Source organism: Streptomyces sp. LZ34, assembly GCF_053890475.1.
Genome location: NZ_CM132680.1, coordinates 2,298,873 through 2,319,041 on the forward strand (window position 1 = coordinate 2,298,873; position 20,169 = coordinate 2,319,041).

The window sequence follows — 20,169 nt, forward strand, 5'->3', positions numbered from 1 at the left end:
CCCCGACATGACCGGGGTGGTCGGCCGTAATGGGGCCCTGATCGGGAGAGAGCGAGGTGGCGCGTGCGCACCAAGGAGCAGTCGGACGCCGCGGTGGTCGCGGCGGCGCGGGCCGGGGACCAGCGAGCGCTGGCGGAGCTGCTGGAGGAGTATCTGCCGCTGGTCTACAACGTCGTGGGCCGGGCCCTGGACGGCCATGCGGACGTCGATGACGTGGTGCAGGAGACGATGCTGCGGGCGGTGACGGGGCTCGGGGGCCTGGCCGACCCGCAGCGCTTCCGCTCCTGGCTGGTGGCGATAGCCCTGACCCAGGTGCGCCAGCGCTGGCGCGACCGGCAGGCGGGGGCGCGGGCCGGGCATCTGGAGGAGGCGGCCGAGGTGGCCGATCCCGGTGCGGACTTCGCCGAGCTGACCGTGTTGCGGCTCGGGCTGTCCGGGCAGCGGCGGGAGGTCGTGGAGGCGACCCACTGGCTGGAGCGGGACGAGCGGGAGGTGCTGTCGCTGTGGTGGCTGGAGACCGCGGGCGAGCTGACCCGCGCCGAGCTCGCGGCGGCCTGCGAACTCGCCCCGAAACACGCCGCGGTGCGGGTCCAGCGGGTCAAGAGCCGTCTGGACACCGCCCGGGGTGTGGTGCGGGCGCTGCGCGCGTCGCCGCGCTGCCCCGAGCTGTCGGCGCTGGTGAAGACGTGGGACGGCAGACCGTCCGTGCTGTGGCGCAAGCGCCTGGCCCGGCATGTCGGGCAGTGCCCGGAGTGCGGGTTCGCCGCGGCCGATCTGGTGCCCGCCGAGGGGCTGTTGGTCGGCATGGCCCTGGTGCCGCTGCCGGCGGGGCTGGCCGCGTACGCGCTGGGGCAGCTGGTCTCGGGGTCGTCCGCGGTGGCGGCCGCGGGCGCCGCCGCGGCATCGCAGACGGCCGGGGGCAAACTGGCCCAGATCCTGGCGCAGGCCACGGCGAAGCCGGTGGTGGCGGTGGTCGCAGCGGGCGGTCTGGCGGTCGCCGGTGCCGCTCTGTACGTCCAGGCCGGGCCCGGCTCCGCCCCGGACCACGGGCGTCCGCCGTCCGCCGCGGCGTCCACCGCACCCGCCGCGCCCAAGGCGTCGTCGGCGGCGCCGACCGGGGAGGTGGGCGAGGCTGTCTCCCGGCCGCCGTCGCGCAAGCCGAAGTCCTCCCGGTCCGCCTCCGCCTCGGCGGTCCCGCGCTCGCTGTACGGCACGGTGGTCGACAAGGCCGACGCGGCCCCGGCGGCCACCGCCCGCCCCGGTCCGCTGCCGGTGCGGCCCGAGGGGCGTCCGATCACCGGGTCGGGGAGCTATGAGCAGCCGGGGCCCGGCAGGTATGTGATGGTCAACAACGCCCAGTACGTGACGCTGACCGGGCAGGGCTATGTCCTGGTCCGCTGGCAGCTGGTGCCCGCCGAGCGGTCCGGCCGGCTGCGGATGCCCAGCTGGACCGGGCTGAGCGGGCGGCTGTTCCATGTGGCCTCCGGCGGGGGACGCCGCATGGACGACCAGATACCGGGGGCCGCGGACCGGCCGCACACCTGGATGGGCAGCGCCGCCACGGGGTTCGACACCCTGCCGGCGGGCGCCCAGCAGATGTGGCAGAACGAGTACTACTACCTCGACGGCAGCGTCACGCTCCATCTCAACGAGGACTGGGCCGACTACAACCTCACCGTCTCCGCCGTGGACCGGGCCGGGATCCTCCAGGACATCCGGCAGCCGCCCGGGGACGCGGCGATCCGCTACGGGCTGGTGCGGGACACCGGCACCGACGCCGCCCCGGTCCCGCAGTACGTGACCCGCTCGCGCTCCGCCGACCCCTTCACCGTGCCGCTCCGCGGCGAGCTGCGCTGATCTGATGCGCCACCACCGCCGACGGCCACCTCAGCGCAGGTCCTTGACCCGGCGGAGCTTTCCGACGGAGCGCTCCAGCGACTCCGGCTCGACGACCGCCACCTCGACGGTCAGGCCCGCCCCGTCCTTGACCGCCTGGGCGATGGCCCGCTCGGCGGCCGCGCGCGCCTCGGGCGTGGCGCCGGGGCGCGCCTCGGCCCGGACGGTGAGCTGGTCCATCCGGCCGCGCCGGGTCAGCACCAGCTGGAAGTGCGGGGCGACACCCGGGGTGCGCAGCACGATCTCCTCGATCTGGCTGGGGAAGAGGTTCACCCCGCGCAGGATGATCATGTCGTCGCAGCGGCCGGTGATCTTCTGGATGCGGCGGAACGCGGGCCGGGCCGTGCCGGGCAGCAGCCGGGTCAGATCGCGGGTGCGGTAGCGGATGACGGGGAGGGCCTCCTTGGTCAGGGAGGTCAGGACCAGCTCGCCCTCCTCGCCGTCGGCCACCGGCTCGTCGGTGAGCGGGTCCACGATCTCGGGGTAGAAGTGGTCCTCCCACACATGCAGCCCGTCCTTGGTCTCCACGCACTCCTGGGCCACCCCGGGGCCGATCACCTCGGACAGCCCGTAGATGTCCACCGCGTGGAGGTCCGCGCGCTCCTCGATCTCCCGGCGCATCTCCTCCGTCCACGGCTCGGCGCCGAAGACGCCGACCTCGAGGGAGGTGGTGCGCGGGTCGATGCCCTGGCGCTCGAACTCGTCGAGGAGGGTGAGCATGTAGGAGGGGGTGACCATGATGACCTCGGGCCTGAAGTCCTCGATGATCCGCACCTGGCGGGCGGTCATGCCGCCGGAGGCGGGGACGACGGCGCAGCCGAGGCGCTCGGCGCCGTAGTGGGCGCCGAGGCCGCCGGTGAACAGGCCGTACCCGTAGGAGACATGCACCATCTGGCCGGGGCGCCCGCCGGCCGCGCGCAGCGAGCGGGCGACCACGTCGGCCCACATGGACAGGTCGTTCGCGGTGTAGCCCACGACGGTGGGGCGGCCGGTGGTGCCGCTGGAGGCGTGGACACGGCGCAGCTGCGAGCGGTCCACGGCGAGCAGGCCGAAGGGGTAGGTGTCGCGCAGATCGGCCTTGGTGGTGAGGGGGAAGCGGGCCAGGTCCTCCAGGGTGCGGCAGTCCTCGGGCTCGACGCCGGCCGCGCGGAACTTCGCCCGGTACGGCTCGACATGGTCGTACACCCGCCTGAGGGTGGTCCGCAGCCGGGCGAGCTGCGTCTCGCGCAGCTCTTCGGGTCCCATCCGTTCGGCGGCGTCGAGGAGTTCGGCCGGCGGCGGGGATCCCAGCCGGCGCCCGCCACCCGTCGTATGCGTCGACACCGTCATGCCTTGGCACCACCCCATGGACCGACCGAACATTCGGTATACCGTGCGACGCGATCAAGTAATCCAGCATCCGACGGGCCTGTCAAGGGGTGGCGCAGGCGCGCGGAAGGGACGCCGTTCCCCCTCTCCCTGTCCCCTATATAGAGCCCCTTGTATCGGGCCCTCTGTACGGGCCCTATATAGGGGACAGAGAGAGGGCCTGAGACCGGCCGTCGCCTCAGCCCGAGGGGGGCGGGTTCGAGGCGGACGGGGAGGACTCGTACGCGGTGGACTTCTCGATGGTGCCGCCGAGCTTGTCCCGGGCGGCCTTCAGGGAGCGCATGGAATCCGCCGAGACCACCCAGCGGTTGCCGACCAGAAAGCTGCCGCCGTACATCTGCGCGTAGCCCAGCCAGTCCTGCTGCCCCTTGGCGGTCACAAAGCTGAGGAAGACATAGTTCTTCTTCTTGCCGACATGACAGACCCCCTGACGGTAGTCGTCGACGTCCGTGGTGATCTCCGGCTTGCAGCCCATGGTCCCGGCCAGCTTCTCGACACTGGCCGGACGGGCGGCCGGGGCGCTCGCGCTCGGCTTGGCCTTTCCGCCCTCGCCGATCGACGCCTTGTCGGTGTCGGCGTCCGAACCGCACCCGGCGGCCAGCAGCGCCACGGCCGCGACGGCCGGCAGCACCGCGCCCGCGCCGACACGGGCGCGGCGCGGCGCGGCCCATGGCCGGGGGCGCGGGGTCGCCGCGGCGCGGCCGGGGGCCGGACGGGAGGCGTCTTCCGGGAAGCACCTTCGCGGTGCGTGCTCGGGCTTCACGTCCACCGGTACGTACGCGGCGGGCGGGCCGTTCAGCGGATCCCGGAATTCGTCCGCGCTTCCGCGGAACCAACCCGGGGCGAGCGGGGGAGGTATCGGGATTTACGCGCCCGCTTCGTAGTGTCCGGCGGCAGAACACCCCCTGGCCAGGTCCGTGGCCTTTGCTGATTTTGCGGCGCGGGGAAGTTTGTCCGACTCGGGCCCGCAGGACCGGGTTTGGGGCCGGAGCAGACCAACGGGAGTCGCATTTGCCCTTCCACCCCCGTGATCTACGCGCGTATCTTCGCCGCACCGCACTTCCCCCCACGCGACACCGAGTTCGGAGGAACAAATGTCTTCACGTACCGGTAAGGGCGTCCACAGGTCACGCCCCGCTCTGCGCTCGCCCTACGCCATGGGCGGATTGGCCCTCGCGGTCACCGCCGCCCTGGCCTCGCTCGTGCCCGCCATGGCCTCGACCACCGAGGGGTCCGAGGCCGGCGCGGCGCGGACCCAGGCCCCCGCGCACCCGGAGCGGGACTGGATGGGCTCGACCGTCGCCGAGCACGAGGGCGGCGACCCGAAGGCGACACCCCGGGCCACGGCGGCCGCCACGGTGGAGGGGGTCGACGTCAGCAACCACCAGGGCACGGTCAACTGGACGTCGCTTTGGAACAAGAACGTCCGGTTCGCCTACGTCAAGGCCACCGAGAGCACGACGTACAAGAACCCCAAGTTCGCCTCGCAGTACAACGGCGCCGCCAACAAGGGCATGATCCGCGGCGCGTACCACTTCGCCCTGCCGAACAAGTCCAGCGGCACCGCGCAGGCGGACTACTTCGTGAGCAACGGCGGCGGCTGGTCCGCCGACGGCAAGACCCTCCCGCCCGTGCTGGACATCGAGTACAACCCGTACGGCGGGTCCTGCTACGGCAAGACCAAGGCCCAGATGGTCACCTGGATCAAGGACTTCAGCGCCCGGGTCAAGAAGCGCACCGGGCGTGATCCGGTGCTCTACACGACCACCAGCTGGTGGAAGTCCTGCACCGGCAACAGCGCGGCGTTCGGCGCGAAGAACCCGCTGTGGCTCGCGCGCTACGCGTCGACACCGGGGGCGCTGCCGGCCGGCTGGAGGACCCACACCATCTGGCAGTACACGTCCTCCGGGCCGGTGGTGGGCGACCACAACAAGTTCAACGGCAGCCTGGCCCGGCTGAAGGCCCTGGCCAAGGGGTGACCCCGGCGGCCGACACCCCCTGACCGGGCAACTCCCGCCCCCTGATCGGGTAAAACGGACGTAAAGCACCAGCTCAGGGGGCGGGACACAAAACAGTTCGGCAGGGTACCAGCAAGTAGAGATGGCTGTCAGGTCTTTATTCATTGGTGATGAGCTCTCCACTCCCGGCCCACACCAGGCACTAGCGTCCGGTGTCACTCCGAACCAAGGAGGGCGCTGTGCGATCAGCCATCAGCAGATCCATTGCTTCCAGCCGCACGATCGGGACCGGGCTCATCATTGGTGCGCTCGCCATGACGCTCGCGGCACTGCTCATCCCCGTGAGCCTGTTCGGCGAAAGCAGCGCCGCAGCGCTCCCAAGCGGGGTCATCGACGACGGCAAAGGAACCATCAGCACGCAATACGGACCGCTCACCGCGGTCGACAGGGACTTCGTCCGCAAGGTCAAGCTCGCCGGCCTGTGGGAGCTCCCCTCGGGACGCATGGCGAAGGAGCGCGGTAACACCGACGCCGTGAAGACCGCGGGAGATCACCTCATCGAGGGCCACACCGAGCTGGACCGCCGATCCAACGAGGTGGGCCAGGCTCTCGGGATTCCCCTGCCCACCCAGCCCAACGAGCAACAGCAGGGCTGGCTCAACGAAATGACCAGCGCCGCGTCACCGGCCGAGTTCCAGCGCCTGTTCGCCAACCTGCTGCGCGCGGCGCACGGGAAGGTCTTCGGCCTGGTGGCTCAGGTACGGGCGCAGAGCGAGAACTCCATGGTCAGGTCCCTCGCGACAAGGGCCAACGCAGTCGTTCTCGACCACATCACGGTCCTTGAGGACACCGGGCTTGTCGACTTCGAGGCCCTCAACACAAAGTGAAGTGATCTCATGACGCAACAGACCCATAAACGCGGGCGTTTCACGAACAAGACCGTGGCCATCGTGGCCGCGCTGGCGCTCGGCGGCGGTGGAGCCGCCATCATCGCGGCGAACGCGTCCGCGAGCGGCGACAAGAACTCCGGCCAGGACCGGACGCTGTCGGCGACGTCGGGCACGATCAACTGCCCCGACGTGGGCCAGAAGCTCAGCAGCGTCCCGCGCCAGGCACGCGCAGAGGTCGACAAGAACCTGGCCGAGCTCGACTCCCAGGTGGCCAACGCCTACCAGCGGATGGCGAAGAAGGAGGCGGGCACGGACTCCGTGCTCACCACGCTCCAGCAGCAGCGCACGGCCACCTTGGACCGCATCGGGACCGCCATCGGCCGCAGCGCCCAACGCCCCGCGGGCCTCGATCAGATGAGCGCCTGCAAGATGCAGACCAACTTCGCCGGGCAGGGCCGTGGCAACGGCCAGGGTGGCAACCAGCAGGGTGGCGGACAGCAGGGCAACCAGCAGGGCGGCAACCAGCAAGGCGGTGGCCAGCAGGGCGGCAACAACCAGGGCGGCAACGGCGGACAGCAGGGCAACCAGCAGGGCGGCAACCAGCAAGGTGGCGGCGAGCAGGGCGGCAACAACCAGGGCGGCAACGGCGGACAGCAGGGCAACGGCCCCTCGCCGGAGGACTTCGTCGACATCACGAAGGTGCAGCCCAACGTCAAGGAGCCGCAGAACCAGGGCGGCGCGTCCAAGGGCAGCTTCGTCTCGGAGTGCGGGGTCAACGAGGAGGGCATCCGCAACTCCGACAACGTGATCGTGGCGCCCGGTGTGGGCAACGGCGCCCACCACACCCACGACTACGTGGGCAACAAGACCACGAGCGCCAACTCCACCAACGACAGCCTGGCCGCGGGCGAGACCACCTGCAGCAACGGCGACCAGTCCACGTACTACTGGCCGGTGGTCCGGGTCCAGGACGGCACTCAGGAGAAGGACGCCAACCAGCTCGGCGGTGGCCTCGAGGGGAACGTCGGCCGGATCCTCACCCCCAAGAGCTCCACGATCGAGTTCAAGGGCAGCCCGGTCGGCAAGGTCACCGCGATGCCCCGCTTCCTGCGGATCATCACCGGTGACGCCAAGGCCTTCACCAACGGCACGGCCAACGCCAACGCCCACTGGAGCTGCACCGGCTTCGAGGACCGTCAGCTGACCGACAAGTACCCGATCTGCCCGGAGGGCAGCGACGTGGTGCGCAGCTTCGCCTTCCAGAGCTGCTGGGACGGCAAGAACATCGACAGCGCCAACCACCGTGACCACGTGGCCTTCGCCCAGGAGGACGGCTCCTGCGCCAACGGCTTCCAGGCGATCCCCCAGCTGGTGAACAAGATCACCTATGAGGTCCCGGCGGGCGAGACCTACGCGGTCGACGGCTTCCCCGAGCAGTTGCACAAGCCCATCACCGACCACGACGACTTCATCAACGTGATGTCGGACCAGCTGATGAACGAGGCGGTGGACTGCATCAACAGCGGCCGGAAGTGCGGCTGATGCCCCACCAACGCCAGGCGTGCGCCGACCGGTCTTCGGTCGGCGCACGCCGCGTTCCGGCGCAGCACGAGGCCGCGGACGACCCGGCCGCCGGCGATCCCGCCGCAGAACACCCGGACCATCCGGACCGCCCGGACCGCCCGGCCGGGTCCGATCCCGAGCGGTTACCCGAGCAGTCGCCCGAGCGGTTACCCGCGCGGGCGGGGCCGGAGCCCCGAGGCCGCGAGCCTTCGCCCTCGGACCAGGAACTCACCCGGCGGCTCAAGGACGGGTACCGTTCGGGTACCACGAGCCCGACGGCCGGTGAGATCCTCTACCGCCGCCACCGCGAGGCGGCGCTCGCGTACGCCCGCACCTGTTGCCGCACCCTCCACGACGCCGAGGACCTCGTGTCCGAGGCGTTCATTCGTACCTTCCAGGCCGTCCGGTCGGGCGGGGGCCCGCGCGGCCCCTGGCGCCCGTACCTGCTGACCGTCATCCGCCACACCGCGATCGAGTGGAGCACCGGCGAGCGTCAGGTGCTGCTCACCGCGGACTTCGAGTGCTGGCGGCAGCAGTCGACCGAGGCGGACCCCCAGCAGCGCCTGCTGGCCGACGAGGACCGCAGGCTGCTGATCAGTAGTTTCCGGACCCTCCCCGCGCGGTGGCGGACCGTGCTGTGGCACACGTTGGTGGAGGACGACTCCCCGCATCGCGTCGCCGCGCTGATGGGCCTGTCCCCCAGCGGTCTCACCTCCTTGGCCTTCCGGGCCCGCGAGGGGCTGCGCGAGGCGTATCTGCGCGCCCATGTGCAATCCGCATCTGTGTCCGCGTCTGCATCCGCGGACAATGACCGCTGCCGCCACTTCGGCTCCATGATCGGCGCGTTGGTGCGGCGTGGCACCGTACGCGGCCGTGGTCTCGCGCGCCATCTCGCCGAGTGCGGCCTCTGCTCGCACGCGTACCACGAGTTGCTCGCCCTCAACGCGGCCATGCCCGACGCCACTCGGGCCACGGAGTCCGCGGGAGCCGCGGGGTCCCGGGGCTGAGCGCCCGGACGACGAGCGCACACATGGAACTGCCGGCCGCGGATCGCGGCCGGCAGTTCCATGTGTGGGGCTCATGGCCCCTCGCTCACAGTCCGTTGACGCGCGCCTCCCTCGCCATGCCGCCCACGGGCCGCAGGCCGGTCGGCGCTCCGCGGCCCCTGCGGGTGACCGCCCGGGAGTAGTGGCGCCGGATCCGGTCCATCTGCGCCATCAGCCGGCGGCCACGCAGCGCCATCTCCAGCTCGAAGCGTATCCGCGGGTCCCGCAGGCCCGGCCCGAAGAGCTTCTCGATCTGCCGCAGCCGGTAGCGCACGGTCTGGGGATGCACCTTGAGCGCCTTGGCGGCCTCGGGCGCGCCACCGCCCTCGAGCCAGGCGAGCAGGGTCATCTGCAACCGCTCGCTCTGCCGGGGGGTCAGCCCGGCCAGCGGCTTGAGCCATCGGGAGGCCAACGCCCGTACCAGCGACTCGTCCTGGAGGAGCAGCAGCGTCGAGAGGTGGTCGTCCACGAAGAGGATCCGGGCCTCGGGGCCGCTGCGCGCATGGGTCATGGTCAGCAGCCGCCGGGCCCACCGCACCGAGGAGGCCGCGTCGTTCAGCGGAACGACATGGCCGACGGCGGCGGTACGGCCGCGCAGCGCGGCCTCCAGCGCACCGCGCGCGGAGGCGGGCTCGGTGCCGGGGTCCCGGTCGGGGTCCGGCTCGGCGGTGGCTCCCGGGTCGGCCAGGGGGGTGTCCGGGCCGGTTGCCGGGCCGGTGCCGGTGCCGGTGTCGGCGGCCGGGTCGGGGATCAGCAGGCACAGCTCGTCGCCGACGGCGCCGATGAGGGTGTCGCCGAACACCGCGGCCAGCTGCGGCGCCTCGCCCGGGGTGGGCAGGGCGATGGCCTGGATCGTTTCAGGCAGGGGCCAGCGGGCGGCCCGGGACAGTTCGGCCAGGCCACGCTCGGATACGGGTACCTCGCCGACCAGGGCCTCGAAGAGGTCGCGCCTGGCCCGCTCGGGCGGTACCTCGGTCAGGGGGCCACGGCCCCGGGCGCCGTCGGCCACCGCTTGCTCGGTGGCCTCCTCGCCAGGGGTCCGGTAGCCGAGTGCCGTCAGGAGAGCCTGTTCGACTGTCCATCGCACCTTGTCACGCTCAGTGTCCTCCAAGAGGTCGGCGAATCCCGGAATTCTGCGCCGAAGGGTCTCAATCACCTCTTCGGCCAGGGACGGGAGTTCATTGCGCAGGACGCGGGTCCGCTCGCCACGGGTGGGACGGGGGGACCAGATGCGGTTCGCGAGTTCGCCCATCATTACCTCGTTCTTGCCGGGGGGAGGCCTGGCCGTTGGGGGGTCGGTCAGGCCCGTGGAGGTTGCCTCCGTCGCCGGTCGTCCGCTCCGGAAAAGGGAGTCGAGGGTCCTCCGATGAATCTTGGAGGAGCCCCTCCCCTACCGGTCCCGGCGCTTTGCCGGGTCTTTGCCATCGAAATGACAGTGGAGCAGCCCGAGACGGTGTGGGCAGTGGTCGTCCACAAGAAGTTGTCACATTACGACAAATCTTATGGAGATCACGTGTAGTTCGGAGATGCTGCCGTACCCAAAGACGACTTGACGTACTCGTCACTCGCGCGATCAGGCGCGATCGGGAGGCTTTCGATGCCCATGCCCCAGCCGCCGACTCCCCCGATTCCGGGGCCGCGCCGCAGGGCTCGCCACGGCGGATCAACCATGCCACAAGGACCCGGAGGGCCCGGAGGACGACGAGCCGACCGCCGAGCCCGCCCGGTCCGGGCCGGCATCGGCTGGCCGCGCCACACCGCGCTGTACGCCGCTGTCGCGGCGGTCATTCTTTCGCTGATCGTCGCAGGCAACGCCGGTGCGTTTTCGCAAACTTGGGCCTTCCTGGACTTCGGGGCCGGTGTCCTCGCACTGGTCTCGCTGAGCAGCGCCGTGCTGTGGGGCCTGGCGGCCACCGACCGGCTGATCCTCCACTCGAAGCACCGGCTGCTCGCCCAGGGTGTCCACCGCGGCGCCGCGGTGGCCGGCCTGCTCTTTCTCGTCCTCCATGTGTGGGTGAAGGTGGCGGAGAGTCACACGAGCGCGGCGGCCATCGTGGTACCGTTCGCTGACGCAAATAAACCTGTGCTGATCGGACTTGGCACCTTGGCTGGATACCTGTTCATCACGGCGGCGGTGACAGGAGCGGTTCGCAGCTCCTTCGCCTCCGCCGGCAAGTCCCGCTGGCGGTACCGCTGGTGGCGGGCGCTGCATGTGGCCGCGTACCCCGCGTGGTGCGCCGCGCTGATCCACGGTCTGAAGAGCGGCCGCGCCGCGAAGGACTGGGCGACCGCCGGATATGTCATGGCGCTGGCCGCCGTGGTCATCACCTTGTGGATCCGGCTCGCCACCCGCCGGGCCGAGCGCAGCGAGCGCGACGCCATTGTCACCGGCCAGATGAACACCATCGGTGGTGGCCAGGGCGGCGGGCCCCGCAGGTCCGTGCCGTCCACGCCCCCGACGGCCGGCGGGGCCTCCTCCCGTGACGGTGAACCCCTCGGCGCCTCGCGCGGGTGGGGCGCGTGATCTCGACCAAACCCAGACTGGCCTGCATCGATCCGCCCCGGCTGCTGGCCGGGCTGGATGAGACATACCGGCTCGACCGCGTCGGACACCTGACCGTCCACGGCTCGATGCCCGCGCTGCGCGCGGACGAGCTGGTGGCTCTCGCGGAGAACATCGACCTGCGCGGCCGAGGCGGCGCGGGTTTTCCGTTCGCCAAGAAGGTGACGGCCGTCATCGAGTCGGCCGGCCGCCGGGACGGCCGCTGCGCGGTGGTGGTCAACGGCAGCGAGGGCGAGCCCAGTTGCCTCAAGGACACCGCGCTGCTGCTGCACACCCCGCATCTGGTCATCGACGGCGCCGTGCTGGCCGCCACCGCGATGGGCGCCGACGATGTGGCCATCGCCGTTCACCGGCCGGATGTCGAGGAGTCGCTGAGCGCCGCCATCGCCGAGCGCGGCCCGAGCGGGCCGCGGGTGCAGGTGAGCGTGACGGACGACCGCTTCGTGGCCGGCGAGGGCGGCGCCGTCATCAACGGCATCAGCGGCGCCCCGGCCATCCCCAACGGCCGCAAGATCCGCACCAGTGACAGCGGCCTGGGCGGACTGCCGACCCTGCTGTCCAACACCGAGACCTTCGCCCAACTCGCCGTGGCCGCACGGATGGGCGCCCTGCCGTTCCGCTCGGTGGGGCTGCCCACCGAACCCGGCACCACCCTGCTGACGGTGGGCGGGAAGTACGTCATGGAGACCCCCTTCGGGGTGCCGCTCAGCTACGTTCTGGAGCTGTGCGGCCTCACCCCGGGCCAGGGTGTTCTGGTGGGCGGCTACCACGGCAAGTGGCTGCTGCCCGACAGCCTCGCCTCGGTCAACATCTCCCGGGAGTCCATGGAGAAGTACAACGCGCGGCTCGGGGCCGGAGCGGTGCTGCCGATCCCGGAGAACACCTGCCCGGTCGGCGAGACCGCGCGGGTGGCGCGCTGGCTGGCGGGCGAGACGGCCAACCAGTGCGGGCCCTGCTTCATCGGGCTGCCCGCGCTCGCGGACGCCATCGACCAGGTCGAACAGGGCGGTGGCCAGGCGGCGTTGGACAATGTGAACGGGTACATCCAGTCGGTGAAGCGCCGTGGCGCCTGTAGCCACCCCGATGGCACGGCCGGCTTTGTGACCACCGCGCTGGACGCGTTTCCGGACGAGTTCCGGGAACACGCGCTCGGCGCCGGGTGCGGCCGCCCCACGCTCGGGGTACTGCCGCTGACCGACGGCGCCCCCTCCGGGCCGCTGGCCCTGCCCCCCGGCCCCTCCGCCGCCCGGCGGGACGACCGGGACGCCTCGGAGCAGCTCCTCGTGGACTGGACGCTGTGCCAGGGCCATGGGCTGTGCGCGGACATCCTCCCCGAGGTGATCGAGCTCGGCATCGACGGCTACCCGCACCAGGCCAAGTACGGTGTGCCGCGCCAGCTGCGCGGGCAGGCCGTCCGCGCGGTGCGGCGCTGCCCCGCGCTCGCGCTGCGGATGGAGGCGTAAACCGGCGCCCATCTTCCACCTCCCACTTCTCGACGGCCGTCATGGAACGGCCGTCGATTCGTTTGCGCTCAACGAACACCGTGTTTTGTGCGTCTGATGACAAATTCCGAAGCCCATGAACGCCCGCCGAGACCCCCTCCGTATGCAAGTGACGTCGGCGCAAAACAGCCGCCGGACCGCAAGCTTGAAGGAGTGGGCATGAAGAAGCGGCAGATCGCGTTCGCCGGAGCCTCCGTCGCGATGGTCCTGTTGACCGCGGCGTGCGGCCAGAGCGAGAACAAGTCCGCGGGCAGCGCCAACGTCCAGCCCATCGGCGGCACCCAGACCGTGGGCGTCGGCGCCACCCCCGGGTCGTCGGGCTACGGCACCAGCGCCGGCACCGGGAACGAGGCCGGGGGCGACAGCGGCGACGCCGCCTCGCAGTCCGGCAAGGACGCGCTGACCGGCCCGGCCAAGCAGCTGTCCGTGCGGGACGTCCCCAAGCTGGGCTCGGTCGTCACCGACAGCAAGGGCTGGACGCTCTACCGGTTCGACGAGGACACCGCCGGCGCCTCCCCCAAGTCCAGCTGCAACGACGCCTGCGCCACCAAGTGGCCGCCGGTGCCCGCGAGCGACGCCACCGTCAGCACCGGGATCGACCAGAAGGAGCTCGGCTCGGTCACCCGCGCCGACGGCACCAAGCAGCTGACGCTGGGCGACTGGCCGGTGTACCGCTTCGCCGGGGACACCAAGGCCGGGGACACCAAGGGCCATGGCGTGGGCGGCACCTGGAACGCGCTGGCGCCCGACGGCAAGCCGGCCGGGAAGAAGGCCGCCCAGGACGACAGCCTCCAGCTCTCGGTCAACAGCAACGCCAAGCTCGGTAAGATCGTCGTGGACGGGCAGGGCATGACCGTCTACCGGTTCGACAAGGACAGCGCCTGGCCGATGAAGACCGGCTGCCTGAACGCCTGCCTGGAGACCTGGAAGCCCGTCAAGCCCGTCGACACCAGCAAGGTCGCCGGGGTCGACCCCAAGAAGCTCACCACCTTCACCAGGCCTGACGGTTCCAAGCAGCTGGCCTTCGACTGCTGGCTGCTGTACACGTTCACCGGGGACACCAAGCCCGGCGACACCAACGGACAGGGCAAGCAGGGGCTGTGGTTCGCGGTCACCGACAAGGCGAAGAAGGCCGGCGTGGCCGCCTCGGAGTGATACACAGGCAGCGGTCCGTACGAAGCAGCGGTCCACCGAGCGGGGGGCCCGAGGCCATGAGGGCACCGGGCCACCCCGCCGGACCACCATCGGGAGGTTGACGTGTCACACGTACTGCGCGCCACCGCGCTCTGCGCGGTGCTGCTGGTGAGCGGCTGCGCCGGGAGCGAGGGGCAGGGCCACGCGAGCCACGCGCAGAAGAAGGCCTCCCCGTCCGCCGCCAAGGCCGCCGGACCCGCGTCGCTGACGAAGATCGCCCATGCCATCGGCTGCAAGGCGAACGTCGTCACCGACGCCGATGAGCTGCGCCAGGCGGCGTGCAAGGCCGGCAAGGCTCAGTACACCCTGGTCACCTTCGCCACCGACAAGGGAAAGCGCGACTGGCTGTCGGTGTCCAAGGACTACGGCGGCACCTATCTGGTGGGCTACCGCTGGTCGGTGACGGCCCCGTCGGAGGACTCCCTGAAGCCGCTGCGCGTCAAGCTCGGCGGCACCATCGAGACCGGGACCTCCCACGCGGGCATGGAGATGGAGCCCGGGAAGGGCCACACCGAGCACACCGAGCACGCCCAGCACCACTGACCTCGGGTCAGGGTCTGCGGCTGTCCACCCACTTGACCAGGTCGGGGTCGGCGAGGCTGGCGACCCAGAGATCCACCGGTGGAGTTTCGTCGGCGTCGTCGGCGTCTTGCAGGGGTTTGCGCGGGCCCACCGCCAGGACTCTGAGCCCGGCCCGGGACGCGGACAGAAAGCCGCAGGGGGAGTCCTCCACCGCCAGGGCGTCGCCAGGGGCCGCACCGCACAGCCGGGCGGCCTCCAGATAGACGTCCGGATACGGCTTGGGGCGCACCTCCCCCTCCGGGACGAGCACATGGCCGAAGTACCGCAGCAGCCCCGCGCGGGACAGCCCGGCCTCGACCACGTCGCGCGGGCAGTTGCTCGCGACGGCCAGCGGGGCGAACGCCGCGGCTTTGCGGACGAGTTCGGTGGCGCCCGGCATGGTGACCGGGTCGTCGGCCACCAGTTGGCGGAAGCTCGCGAGGAGTTGCCCGGTCATCTGCCCGGCGAGGGCGGGGGCCCCGGCGTACTCGGCCAGCATGCGGCCGCACTCGGTGTAGTGGAGGCCCTTGGTGGCTTGCGCGAACTCCCGGTCAGGGGCGCTGCCGTGGCGGCTGAGCACCACTTCGCGCGCCTTTTCCCAGTGGCGTTCGGAGTCCATGAGGGTGCCGTCGCAGTCGAAGACGATGGCGGCGGGGGTCCAAGCGAGAAGCGTGTTGGCTGTCATCTGCCTGCCGTTCCATGGGAGTGGACGAATCGGCGCAGGGGGTGCCTGTACCTGCGGAAGAGCAGCGCAGTGAGGTTCCTGGCGGCTCAGGCGCGAGAGCGCCAACCGCTGCCGTCCGACGCGCGAGCGTCTGATCGCGTGCGCGATGCGGGAAGCCGTACAGGCGGAGAGTCGCCTGCCCGAAAGATAACGATCACTACGGTAGTTTGATGACCCGCAGTAAGCAAGAAATTACTATGTGTCGGCGTTTTGTTCGTCGCTCAGAGGTACTGGAGCACGCCGGCCGCGGTCCACTCCCCCGCCTGCCTCAGCCGGAAGACACAGGTCCTGCCGTGCGGGACACACTCCACCCGGGCGGGCGGGGCGAATTCGGTGAACCGAAGGGCGCGGAGCCGGCAGCCGACGGGGCGGGTGTGAACACCCTCCGTCGCCAACGCCACGGCCTGGCGGGCGGCTTCCAGCAGCACCAGGCCCGGCACGTGGTCGCTCCAGTGGTCGAAGAAGAAGGGGTGGCGGGGGTCCGCCGGGTCCAGGCGCAGGGTGCCCGCCTCCCGCACCACCAGGACGTCGCGCGCCGCCGGCACGGCCACGGACCGCGGCGAGGGCCGCGCGAGGACAGAGGACCGCGGCCGCTCGGCCGGCCCCGGCGCCGCGCGGCGGGCCGTCTCATACGCCTCCGGGGCGAGGAAGCGCGCGGTGCCGCCGGCCCGCGCGAAGTGCACCCCGTCCGCGAGAAGTCCGATGTCGAGCCGCAGGCCGGAGACGAACCGGCCGCAGGGCGTGGTGCGTACGTCGGTCACCGCGGCGCGGCAGACCACGTCCGTGGCCCCGTGTTCGGCCCGCGGCTCGGCGGCCGGGTCGAGCGCGAAGGAGAGGTCCCTGATCACGAAGTGCGCCCCGGCGGGGGTGGCGAAGTGCCGGGAGGGCAGATAGATGCCCAGCTGGCGCAGGGTCTCGGCGACCATCAGGGGGTGGTGGCGGCCGTCTTGGCCATGCGGGAACGTGGGGTGGGAGCGGGGCCACTGCACCGCGGCCACGAACCGGTCGCCACCCAGCGCGCGCACGTCGGTGAGCAGCACTTCGGCGACCGAGGCGCGGTGCACCGCCTCGCGCGCCACGGTGCGGGACCAGCTCAGCCGCCGCGCCACGAGCTCCCACGGCTCCGGGGCCTGCGGGCGCCGGGGGCGCCGCTGACCCCGCCGACCCTTCGAGGGCTCCGGCGGCTCCGGAAAGCCACGCACCTCACCAATGATCGCCATAAAATACTAGTAATCGTGGACCTGTGGGTCTTCGCCTCCATGACATGCGACAAGTCCGCTAAGTTCACCCCGACAACGCACCGCACGCGACGGAACGAGGACGGACACCACGTGCAAGAGCGGGCCGAGCAGACACGCCGATCCCTCCTGGAAGCGGCGGCTTCCCTCTTCGACGAACGGGGCTACGCCGGCACCAGCATCAGCGATATCGCCGCCCGGTCCGGCCATACCAGCGGCGCCATCTACTTCCACTACGCGAGCAAGGAGAAACTCGCGCTCGCCGTCGTCGAGGGACACTTCGCCACCTGGCCACCGCTGATCGAGCGGCACGCCAACACCGGCACCGACACCGCCGCCGACACCGCCACCGGCGCCCCGGCCCTGGAGCAGTTGGTGCGGCTGAGCTTCGCGGTGGCCCGCGCCTTCCGCGACGACATCGTCGTACGGGCGGGGGCGCGGCTGTGGACGGAGCGCACGCTGATCGCGGCGCCGCTCCCGCCGCCCTTCGTCGGCTGGATCGACGCCGTGACCGCGATGCTGGAGCGGGCGCACGCCGAGGGCGACCTCGCCCCGCACATCGACCCCGAGCGCGCCGCCCGGACCGTCGTCTGTGCCTTCTTCGGCGTGCACACCGTCTCCGAGGCCCTGGACCGGCGCCGGTCCATCGAGGACCATCTCGCCGATCTCTGGGCGCTTCTGCTGCCTTCGCTTCAGACCCGCCCCATCGCCGCGAAGCTGTTCCCGATGGCCCGGCAGGGCTGAGAACGGGGCCGGGGCGGAGCTGTGGGCGGGCCCTGCGGCCTCGGGGCTACCAGATCTCGTCGACCCACTCGGGGTGGTCGACGAACGGGTTCCGGTTGTGCTGGTAGTCGTCGTATATCACCTGGTTGCGCCGCTGCTCGAAGGTGTCCGGCGGGTCCTCGGCGTTCCACTTGCGCAGGACGGACAGCCGCCCCAGATAAGGCTGGCTGCCGTTGCCCGCCTTGTCGTTGACCTCGAGGTCGGCGAAGCCGTCGCCGCCCTCGTAGCGCACCGCCATGTAGAAGATCATGCGGGCCACATCGCCCTTGACGGCGTCGCGGGGCTCGAAGGAGTCGGCGTCGGTGTAGTTGCCGGGTGCCTCGGACACCTGGGAACCGCCCTCGTCGAAGTCCTTGTTCCCACGTGTACTGTTGACCGACACGTCCTCGGGGCGCAGATGGTGCAGATCGGTGCCCGGACCGGTCGCGGTGCCGAAGTCGCCGTGCGACTTGGCCCAGACGTGTTCCCGGTTCCAGTCGTTGGCGTTGCCGCCGTTGGAACTCTTGCTCTGCGACCGGCCGGAGTAGAGCAGGATGACGTTGGCGGAGTTGCGCGGGTCCTCATCGGTGTTCTTGAGGGCGTCCCACACCTGGCTGTACGAGATCTTGGTGTTGGTGCTGATGATCTTGTACAGCGCGTCCTTGAGCGGCTGCCCCGTCTTGCCGATCGCGTCCTTGTAGTACGTGTCGTCGTAGCCACCGGCTCGCGCCGTGTCGGCGAGCGCGGTGCCGGCGGTGGCGGGGGTCTGCGCGGTGGCGGTCACAGCCACCGCGCAGACCAGCAGGGCCAGGGATTTCCAGCGGGTCACACGGGTCATGTGCACAGGCGGTCCTCTCCCCGATTCACGTTCGATCGCCGAAAGCGTGTCAGAGAGCCGATCTCCCAAAGGTGAACGGCAGGGAGAGGTTTTGTGACAGGGTCATGACCAAAGCCCGCTGGGGGAAGGGCTCCGCCCCTCTCTCCCCCCGGGGGTTACAGCGACGCGCCCCCGCACATCACCAGCGTCTGACCGGTGGTCGAGCCGCCCTCCGGGCCGAGCAGAAACGACGTCAGCCCGGCGACCTCCTCGGGGCGTACGAGCCTGCCCAGCGGCGGCACGACCGGAGGGGTCGCGCTGCGGCCGGGGTCCCGCAGCATCGGGGTGTCCGTGGGGCCGGGGGCCACCACGTTCACCGTGATCGCGCGGGGCGCCAGCTCCGCGGCCCAGGACCGGGCCATGGCCGCCAGCGCCGCCTTGGTGGCCGCGTACTGGCTCTTGCCCGGCACACCGGTCATGGTGCGGCTGCCCACGAGCACCACCCGCCCCCCGTCCGCGATCCGGTCCACCAAGGTGTCGACCAGGACCTCGGCCGCCTGCACATGCACCCGCCACATCAGGTCCCCGTCGGCCGCCGACAGCCCACCGAGCCGGGCGGAGCGCTGGACACCCGCCGCGTGCACGATCGCGTCCACCCCGGCCACCGGGGCGAGCGCGTCCCGCAGCACCTCCGGGGCGGCCAGATCGACCGGGATCCAGCGCATCCGCTCGGCGGACACCGGCTCCGTACGGCTGATCCCGGTGATCCGCCACCCCTCCTCCAGCAGCCGGGCGGCGATGGCGGCGCCGATGCCGGAGCTGGCGCCGGTGACCACCGCGTGGCGGGGCTCAGACATCGCCCGCCCAATCCGGCGCCACCCGCACGTACTTGATGGCCCGGCGGTGGTAGGTGTACGCGATGTGCAGCGCGCCGTCCGGTGTCTGCGTCACGGAGGGGTAGGACAGCTCGCGGTTGAGGCGGTCGCGCGAGTTGTTGGTCAGGCAATGCCCGTCGCCGGTGTCGAGATCCCGGCGGTGCGGCCAGGTGTGGCCGCCGTCGGACGAGAGGGCGAGGGTCATCGGGGCCCGTGGCGCGCCCCAGAAGGCGGTCTTGCCGCCGTCGGCCACCGCGGGCGCGGCGGTGGCGGCCGGGGACTCGCCCGCCTGGCCGTCGTCGTCGATCTCGTCGTAGAGCGACACCCGGCGCGCGACCGCGTCCGCGGCGCTGCTGTGGTTGTAGACCAGCGCGAGCCGTCCGTCGGCGAGCGGGACGTACTGGATGGAGGAGTTGTTGTTGGGCAGCTCCGTCGGCACCGGCTCGCTCCAGCTCTCGCCCCCGTCGCGGGAGTGCGAGCGGTACACCGCGTCCGCCCACCGGCTGCGGAACAGGGCGAGCAGGGTGCCGTCGGGCAGCGGGTGGATGTTCATGTGCACACATCCGGTGGACCCGGGCACCGGCCGCTCCCGCCAGGTCCGCCCCTGGTCATCGCTGATCATCACCGCGCTGGTGTCGTGGTCGCCCACCCATGGGATGCCCGGGGTGGCCACGCAGTGGAACACCGGCAGCAGCCACCGGCCGTCGTCCAGGACGACCGGGGGCTGACGTACGAAGACACCACCCGCCGCGGTGGCCGGGAACAGGGTGCGCGCCGGCCCCCAGGTGGCGCCCCCGTCCGGCGAGGTACGCAGCCGCACCTCGGCGGTGTCCTGATTGCCCGCCTGCTGAGCGGTGTGCAGCAGCCACAGCTCGCCGGTCGGAGCGGCGAAGAGCACGGGGTTCTGCTCCGAGCGCGCCGGGTCGTCGGAGAGTCGCACCGGGTCGGTCCAGGTGTCCGAGCCCGGGGCGAGCCGGGAGAACCACACACAGATGTCGGCGACACCCTCCTGCGTACCGCCGAACCACACGCACCCCAGGTCGCCCCCGGGCAGGACGGCCAGGTTGGCGGCGTGGTTCTGCACGGCGGGGGCGGGCAGGAACGCCTCGGCGCGCGCCGGGTCGTCCGGGCGCGAGCGCACCCGCCCGTCGGTCCGCAGCGCCTCGGCGGCCTGCGCTGGAGTGGTGTCGTGATCGGCGGTCATGCCGCGGG

Annotated in this window: 18 protein-coding genes; 10 read left to right on the forward strand and 8 right to left on the reverse strand. The window is 71.4% G+C overall.

Features of this window, described 5'->3' with window-relative positions; translation table 11 throughout:
- The first annotated feature begins 63 nt into the window (after positions 1-63).
- Positions 64-1,857: an RNA polymerase sigma factor gene (locus ACWY4P_RS08210; RefSeq protein WP_456209556.1), complete on the forward strand. Its 1,794-nt coding sequence runs from the start codon at positions 64-66 to the stop codon at positions 1,855-1,857.
- Positions 1,858-1,887: 30 nt separating this feature from the next.
- On the opposite strand, the gene paaK is transcribed toward ACWY4P_RS08210, so the two are convergent.
- Together paaK and ACWY4P_RS08220 are read right to left on the reverse strand one after the other, a co-directional pair.
- Positions 1,888-3,225, reverse strand: coding sequence for a phenylacetate--CoA ligase PaaK (gene paaK, locus ACWY4P_RS08215; protein ID WP_456209558.1), 1,338 nt, complete (start codon positions 3,223-3,225; stop codon positions 1,888-1,890).
- 217 nt (positions 3,226-3,442) lie between these two features.
- The gene (locus tag ACWY4P_RS08220; protein ID WP_456209559.1) at positions 3,443-4,033 is read right to left on the reverse strand and encodes a hypothetical protein; all 591 of its coding nucleotides are present in this window, start codon (positions 4,031-4,033) and stop codon (positions 3,443-3,445) included.
- Positions 4,034-4,358: 325 nt separating this feature from the next.
- Here ACWY4P_RS08220 and ACWY4P_RS08225 point away from each other — a divergent pair, with 325 nt between their 5' ends.
- The 4 genes from ACWY4P_RS08225 to ACWY4P_RS08240 all read left to right on the forward strand — a co-directional run bounded on the left by ACWY4P_RS08225 (position 4,359) and on the right by ACWY4P_RS08240 (position 8,682).
- Positions 4,359-5,243 (forward strand): lysozyme, encoded by an 885-nt coding sequence (locus ACWY4P_RS08225; protein WP_456209560.1) that lies wholly within the window; start codon positions 4,359-4,361, stop codon positions 5,241-5,243.
- Between the two features lie 218 nt (positions 5,244-5,461).
- Positions 5,462-6,109, forward strand: coding sequence for a DUF4142 domain-containing protein (locus tag ACWY4P_RS08230; protein ID WP_456209562.1), 648 nt, complete (start codon positions 5,462-5,464; stop codon positions 6,107-6,109).
- 9 nt (positions 6,110-6,118) lie between these two features.
- Positions 6,119-7,654, forward strand: a complete 1,536-nt coding sequence (locus ACWY4P_RS08235) for a DUF1996 domain-containing protein (RefSeq protein WP_456209564.1) — start codon at positions 6,119-6,121, stop codon at positions 7,652-7,654.
- Positions 7,654-8,682, forward strand: a complete 1,029-nt coding sequence (locus tag ACWY4P_RS08240) for an RNA polymerase sigma factor (RefSeq protein ID WP_456209566.1) — start codon at positions 7,654-7,656, stop codon at positions 8,680-8,682. The genes ACWY4P_RS08235 and ACWY4P_RS08240 overlap by 1 nt, the downstream gene beginning before the upstream one ends.
- Positions 8,683-8,767: 85 nt before the next feature.
- Here the strand turns inward: ACWY4P_RS08240 and ACWY4P_RS08245 are convergent, their stop codons facing one another.
- Positions 8,768-9,976, reverse strand: a complete 1,209-nt coding sequence (locus ACWY4P_RS08245; protein ID WP_456209568.1) for a PucR family transcriptional regulator — start codon at positions 9,974-9,976, stop codon at positions 8,768-8,770.
- Positions 9,977-10,390: 414 nt separating this feature from the next.
- Here ACWY4P_RS08245 and ACWY4P_RS08250 point away from each other — a divergent pair, with 414 nt between their 5' ends.
- The 4 genes from ACWY4P_RS08250 to ACWY4P_RS08265 all read left to right on the forward strand — a co-directional run bounded on the left by ACWY4P_RS08250 (position 10,391) and on the right by ACWY4P_RS08265 (position 14,523).
- A complete protein-coding gene (locus ACWY4P_RS08250; RefSeq protein WP_456209569.1) occupies positions 10,391-11,245 on the forward strand; it encodes a hypothetical protein in 855 nt (284 codons plus the stop codon).
- Complete coding sequence (locus ACWY4P_RS08255) at positions 11,233-12,747, forward strand: NADH-ubiquinone oxidoreductase-F iron-sulfur binding region domain-containing protein (RefSeq protein WP_456209570.1); 1,515 nt, start codon at positions 11,233-11,235, stop codon at positions 12,745-12,747. Before ACWY4P_RS08250 ends, ACWY4P_RS08255 begins: the two co-directional genes overlap by 13 nt.
- 198 nt (positions 12,748-12,945) lie before the next feature.
- A complete protein-coding gene (locus tag ACWY4P_RS08260; RefSeq protein WP_456209571.1) occupies positions 12,946-13,941 on the forward strand; it encodes an SCO0930 family lipoprotein in 996 nt (331 codons plus the stop codon).
- A gap of 102 nt (positions 13,942-14,043) precedes the next feature.
- Positions 14,044-14,523, forward strand: a complete 480-nt coding sequence (locus ACWY4P_RS08265) for a hypothetical protein (RefSeq protein ID WP_456209573.1) — start codon at positions 14,044-14,046, stop codon at positions 14,521-14,523.
- Positions 14,524-14,530: 7 nt separating this feature from the next.
- On the opposite strand, the gene ACWY4P_RS08270 is transcribed toward ACWY4P_RS08265, so the two are convergent.
- Together ACWY4P_RS08270 and ACWY4P_RS08275 are read right to left on the reverse strand one after the other, a co-directional pair.
- Entirely contained in the window at positions 14,531-15,226 is a 696-nt protein-coding gene (locus ACWY4P_RS08270; protein WP_456209574.1) for an HAD family hydrolase, read from the reverse strand.
- Between the two features lie 260 nt (positions 15,227-15,486).
- Positions 15,487-16,485 (reverse strand): ScbA/BarX family gamma-butyrolactone biosynthesis protein, encoded by a 999-nt coding sequence (locus tag ACWY4P_RS08275; RefSeq protein WP_456209576.1) that lies wholly within the window; start codon positions 16,483-16,485, stop codon positions 15,487-15,489.
- A gap of 111 nt (positions 16,486-16,596) precedes the next feature.
- Here ACWY4P_RS08275 and ACWY4P_RS08280 point away from each other — a divergent pair, with 111 nt between their 5' ends.
- A complete protein-coding gene (locus ACWY4P_RS08280; RefSeq protein WP_456209578.1) occupies positions 16,597-17,247 on the forward strand; it encodes a ScbR family autoregulator-binding transcription factor in 651 nt (216 codons plus the stop codon).
- A gap of 46 nt (positions 17,248-17,293) precedes the next feature.
- On the opposite strand, the gene ACWY4P_RS08285 is transcribed toward ACWY4P_RS08280, so the two are convergent.
- The 3 genes from ACWY4P_RS08285 to ACWY4P_RS08295 all read right to left on the reverse strand — a co-directional run bounded on the left by ACWY4P_RS08285 (position 17,294) and on the right by ACWY4P_RS08295 (position 20,161).
- A complete protein-coding gene (locus tag ACWY4P_RS08285) occupies positions 17,294-18,103 on the reverse strand; it encodes an endonuclease I family protein (RefSeq protein ID WP_456209580.1) in 810 nt (269 codons plus the stop codon).
- A 155-nt stretch (positions 18,104-18,258) separates the two neighbouring features.
- Positions 18,259-18,939 (reverse strand): SDR family NAD(P)-dependent oxidoreductase, encoded by a 681-nt coding sequence (locus ACWY4P_RS08290; protein WP_456209581.1) that lies wholly within the window; start codon positions 18,937-18,939, stop codon positions 18,259-18,261.
- Positions 18,932-20,161 (reverse strand): sialidase family protein, encoded by a 1,230-nt coding sequence (locus ACWY4P_RS08295; RefSeq protein WP_456209583.1) that lies wholly within the window; start codon positions 20,159-20,161, stop codon positions 18,932-18,934. The genes ACWY4P_RS08290 and ACWY4P_RS08295 overlap by 8 nt, the downstream gene beginning before the upstream one ends.
- Between the last annotated feature and the right edge of the window lie 8 nt (positions 20,162-20,169).

Coding starts and splice junctions, on each gene's coding strand:
- paaK (WP_456209558.1), bottom strand. CDS start 3,225: ATGACGGTGTCGACGCATACGACGGGTGGCGGGCGCCGGCTGGGATCC.
- ACWY4P_RS08225 (WP_456209560.1), top strand. CDS start 4,359: ATGTCTTCACGTACCGGTAAGGGCGTCCACAGGTCACGCCCCGCTCTG.
- ACWY4P_RS08235 (WP_456209564.1), top strand. CDS start 6,119: ATGACGCAACAGACCCATAAACGCGGGCGTTTCACGAACAAGACCGTG.
- ACWY4P_RS08240 (WP_456209566.1), top strand. CDS start 7,654: ATGCCCCACCAACGCCAGGCGTGCGCCGACCGGTCTTCGGTCGGCGCA.
- ACWY4P_RS08245 (WP_456209568.1), bottom strand. CDS start 9,976: ATGATGGGCGAACTCGCGAACCGCATCTGGTCCCCCCGTCCCACCCGT.
- ACWY4P_RS08250 (WP_456209569.1), top strand. CDS start 10,391: ATGCCACAAGGACCCGGAGGGCCCGGAGGACGACGAGCCGACCGCCGA.
- ACWY4P_RS08260 (WP_456209571.1), top strand. CDS start 12,946: ATGAAGAAGCGGCAGATCGCGTTCGCCGGAGCCTCCGTCGCGATGGTC.
- ACWY4P_RS08270 (WP_456209574.1), bottom strand. CDS start 15,226: ATGACAGCCAACACGCTTCTCGCTTGGACCCCCGCCGCCATCGTCTTC.
- ACWY4P_RS08275 (WP_456209576.1), bottom strand. CDS start 16,485: ATGGCGATCATTGGTGAGGTGCGTGGCTTTCCGGAGCCGCCGGAGCCC.
- ACWY4P_RS08285 (WP_456209580.1), bottom strand. CDS start 18,103: ATGACCCGTGTGACCCGCTGGAAATCCCTGGCCCTGCTGGTCTGCGCG.
- ACWY4P_RS08290 (WP_456209581.1), bottom strand. CDS start 18,939: ATGTCTGAGCCCCGCCACGCGGTGGTCACCGGCGCCAGCTCCGGCATC.
- ACWY4P_RS08295 (WP_456209583.1), bottom strand. CDS start 20,161: ATGACCGCCGATCACGACACCACTCCAGCGCAGGCCGCCGAGGCGCTG.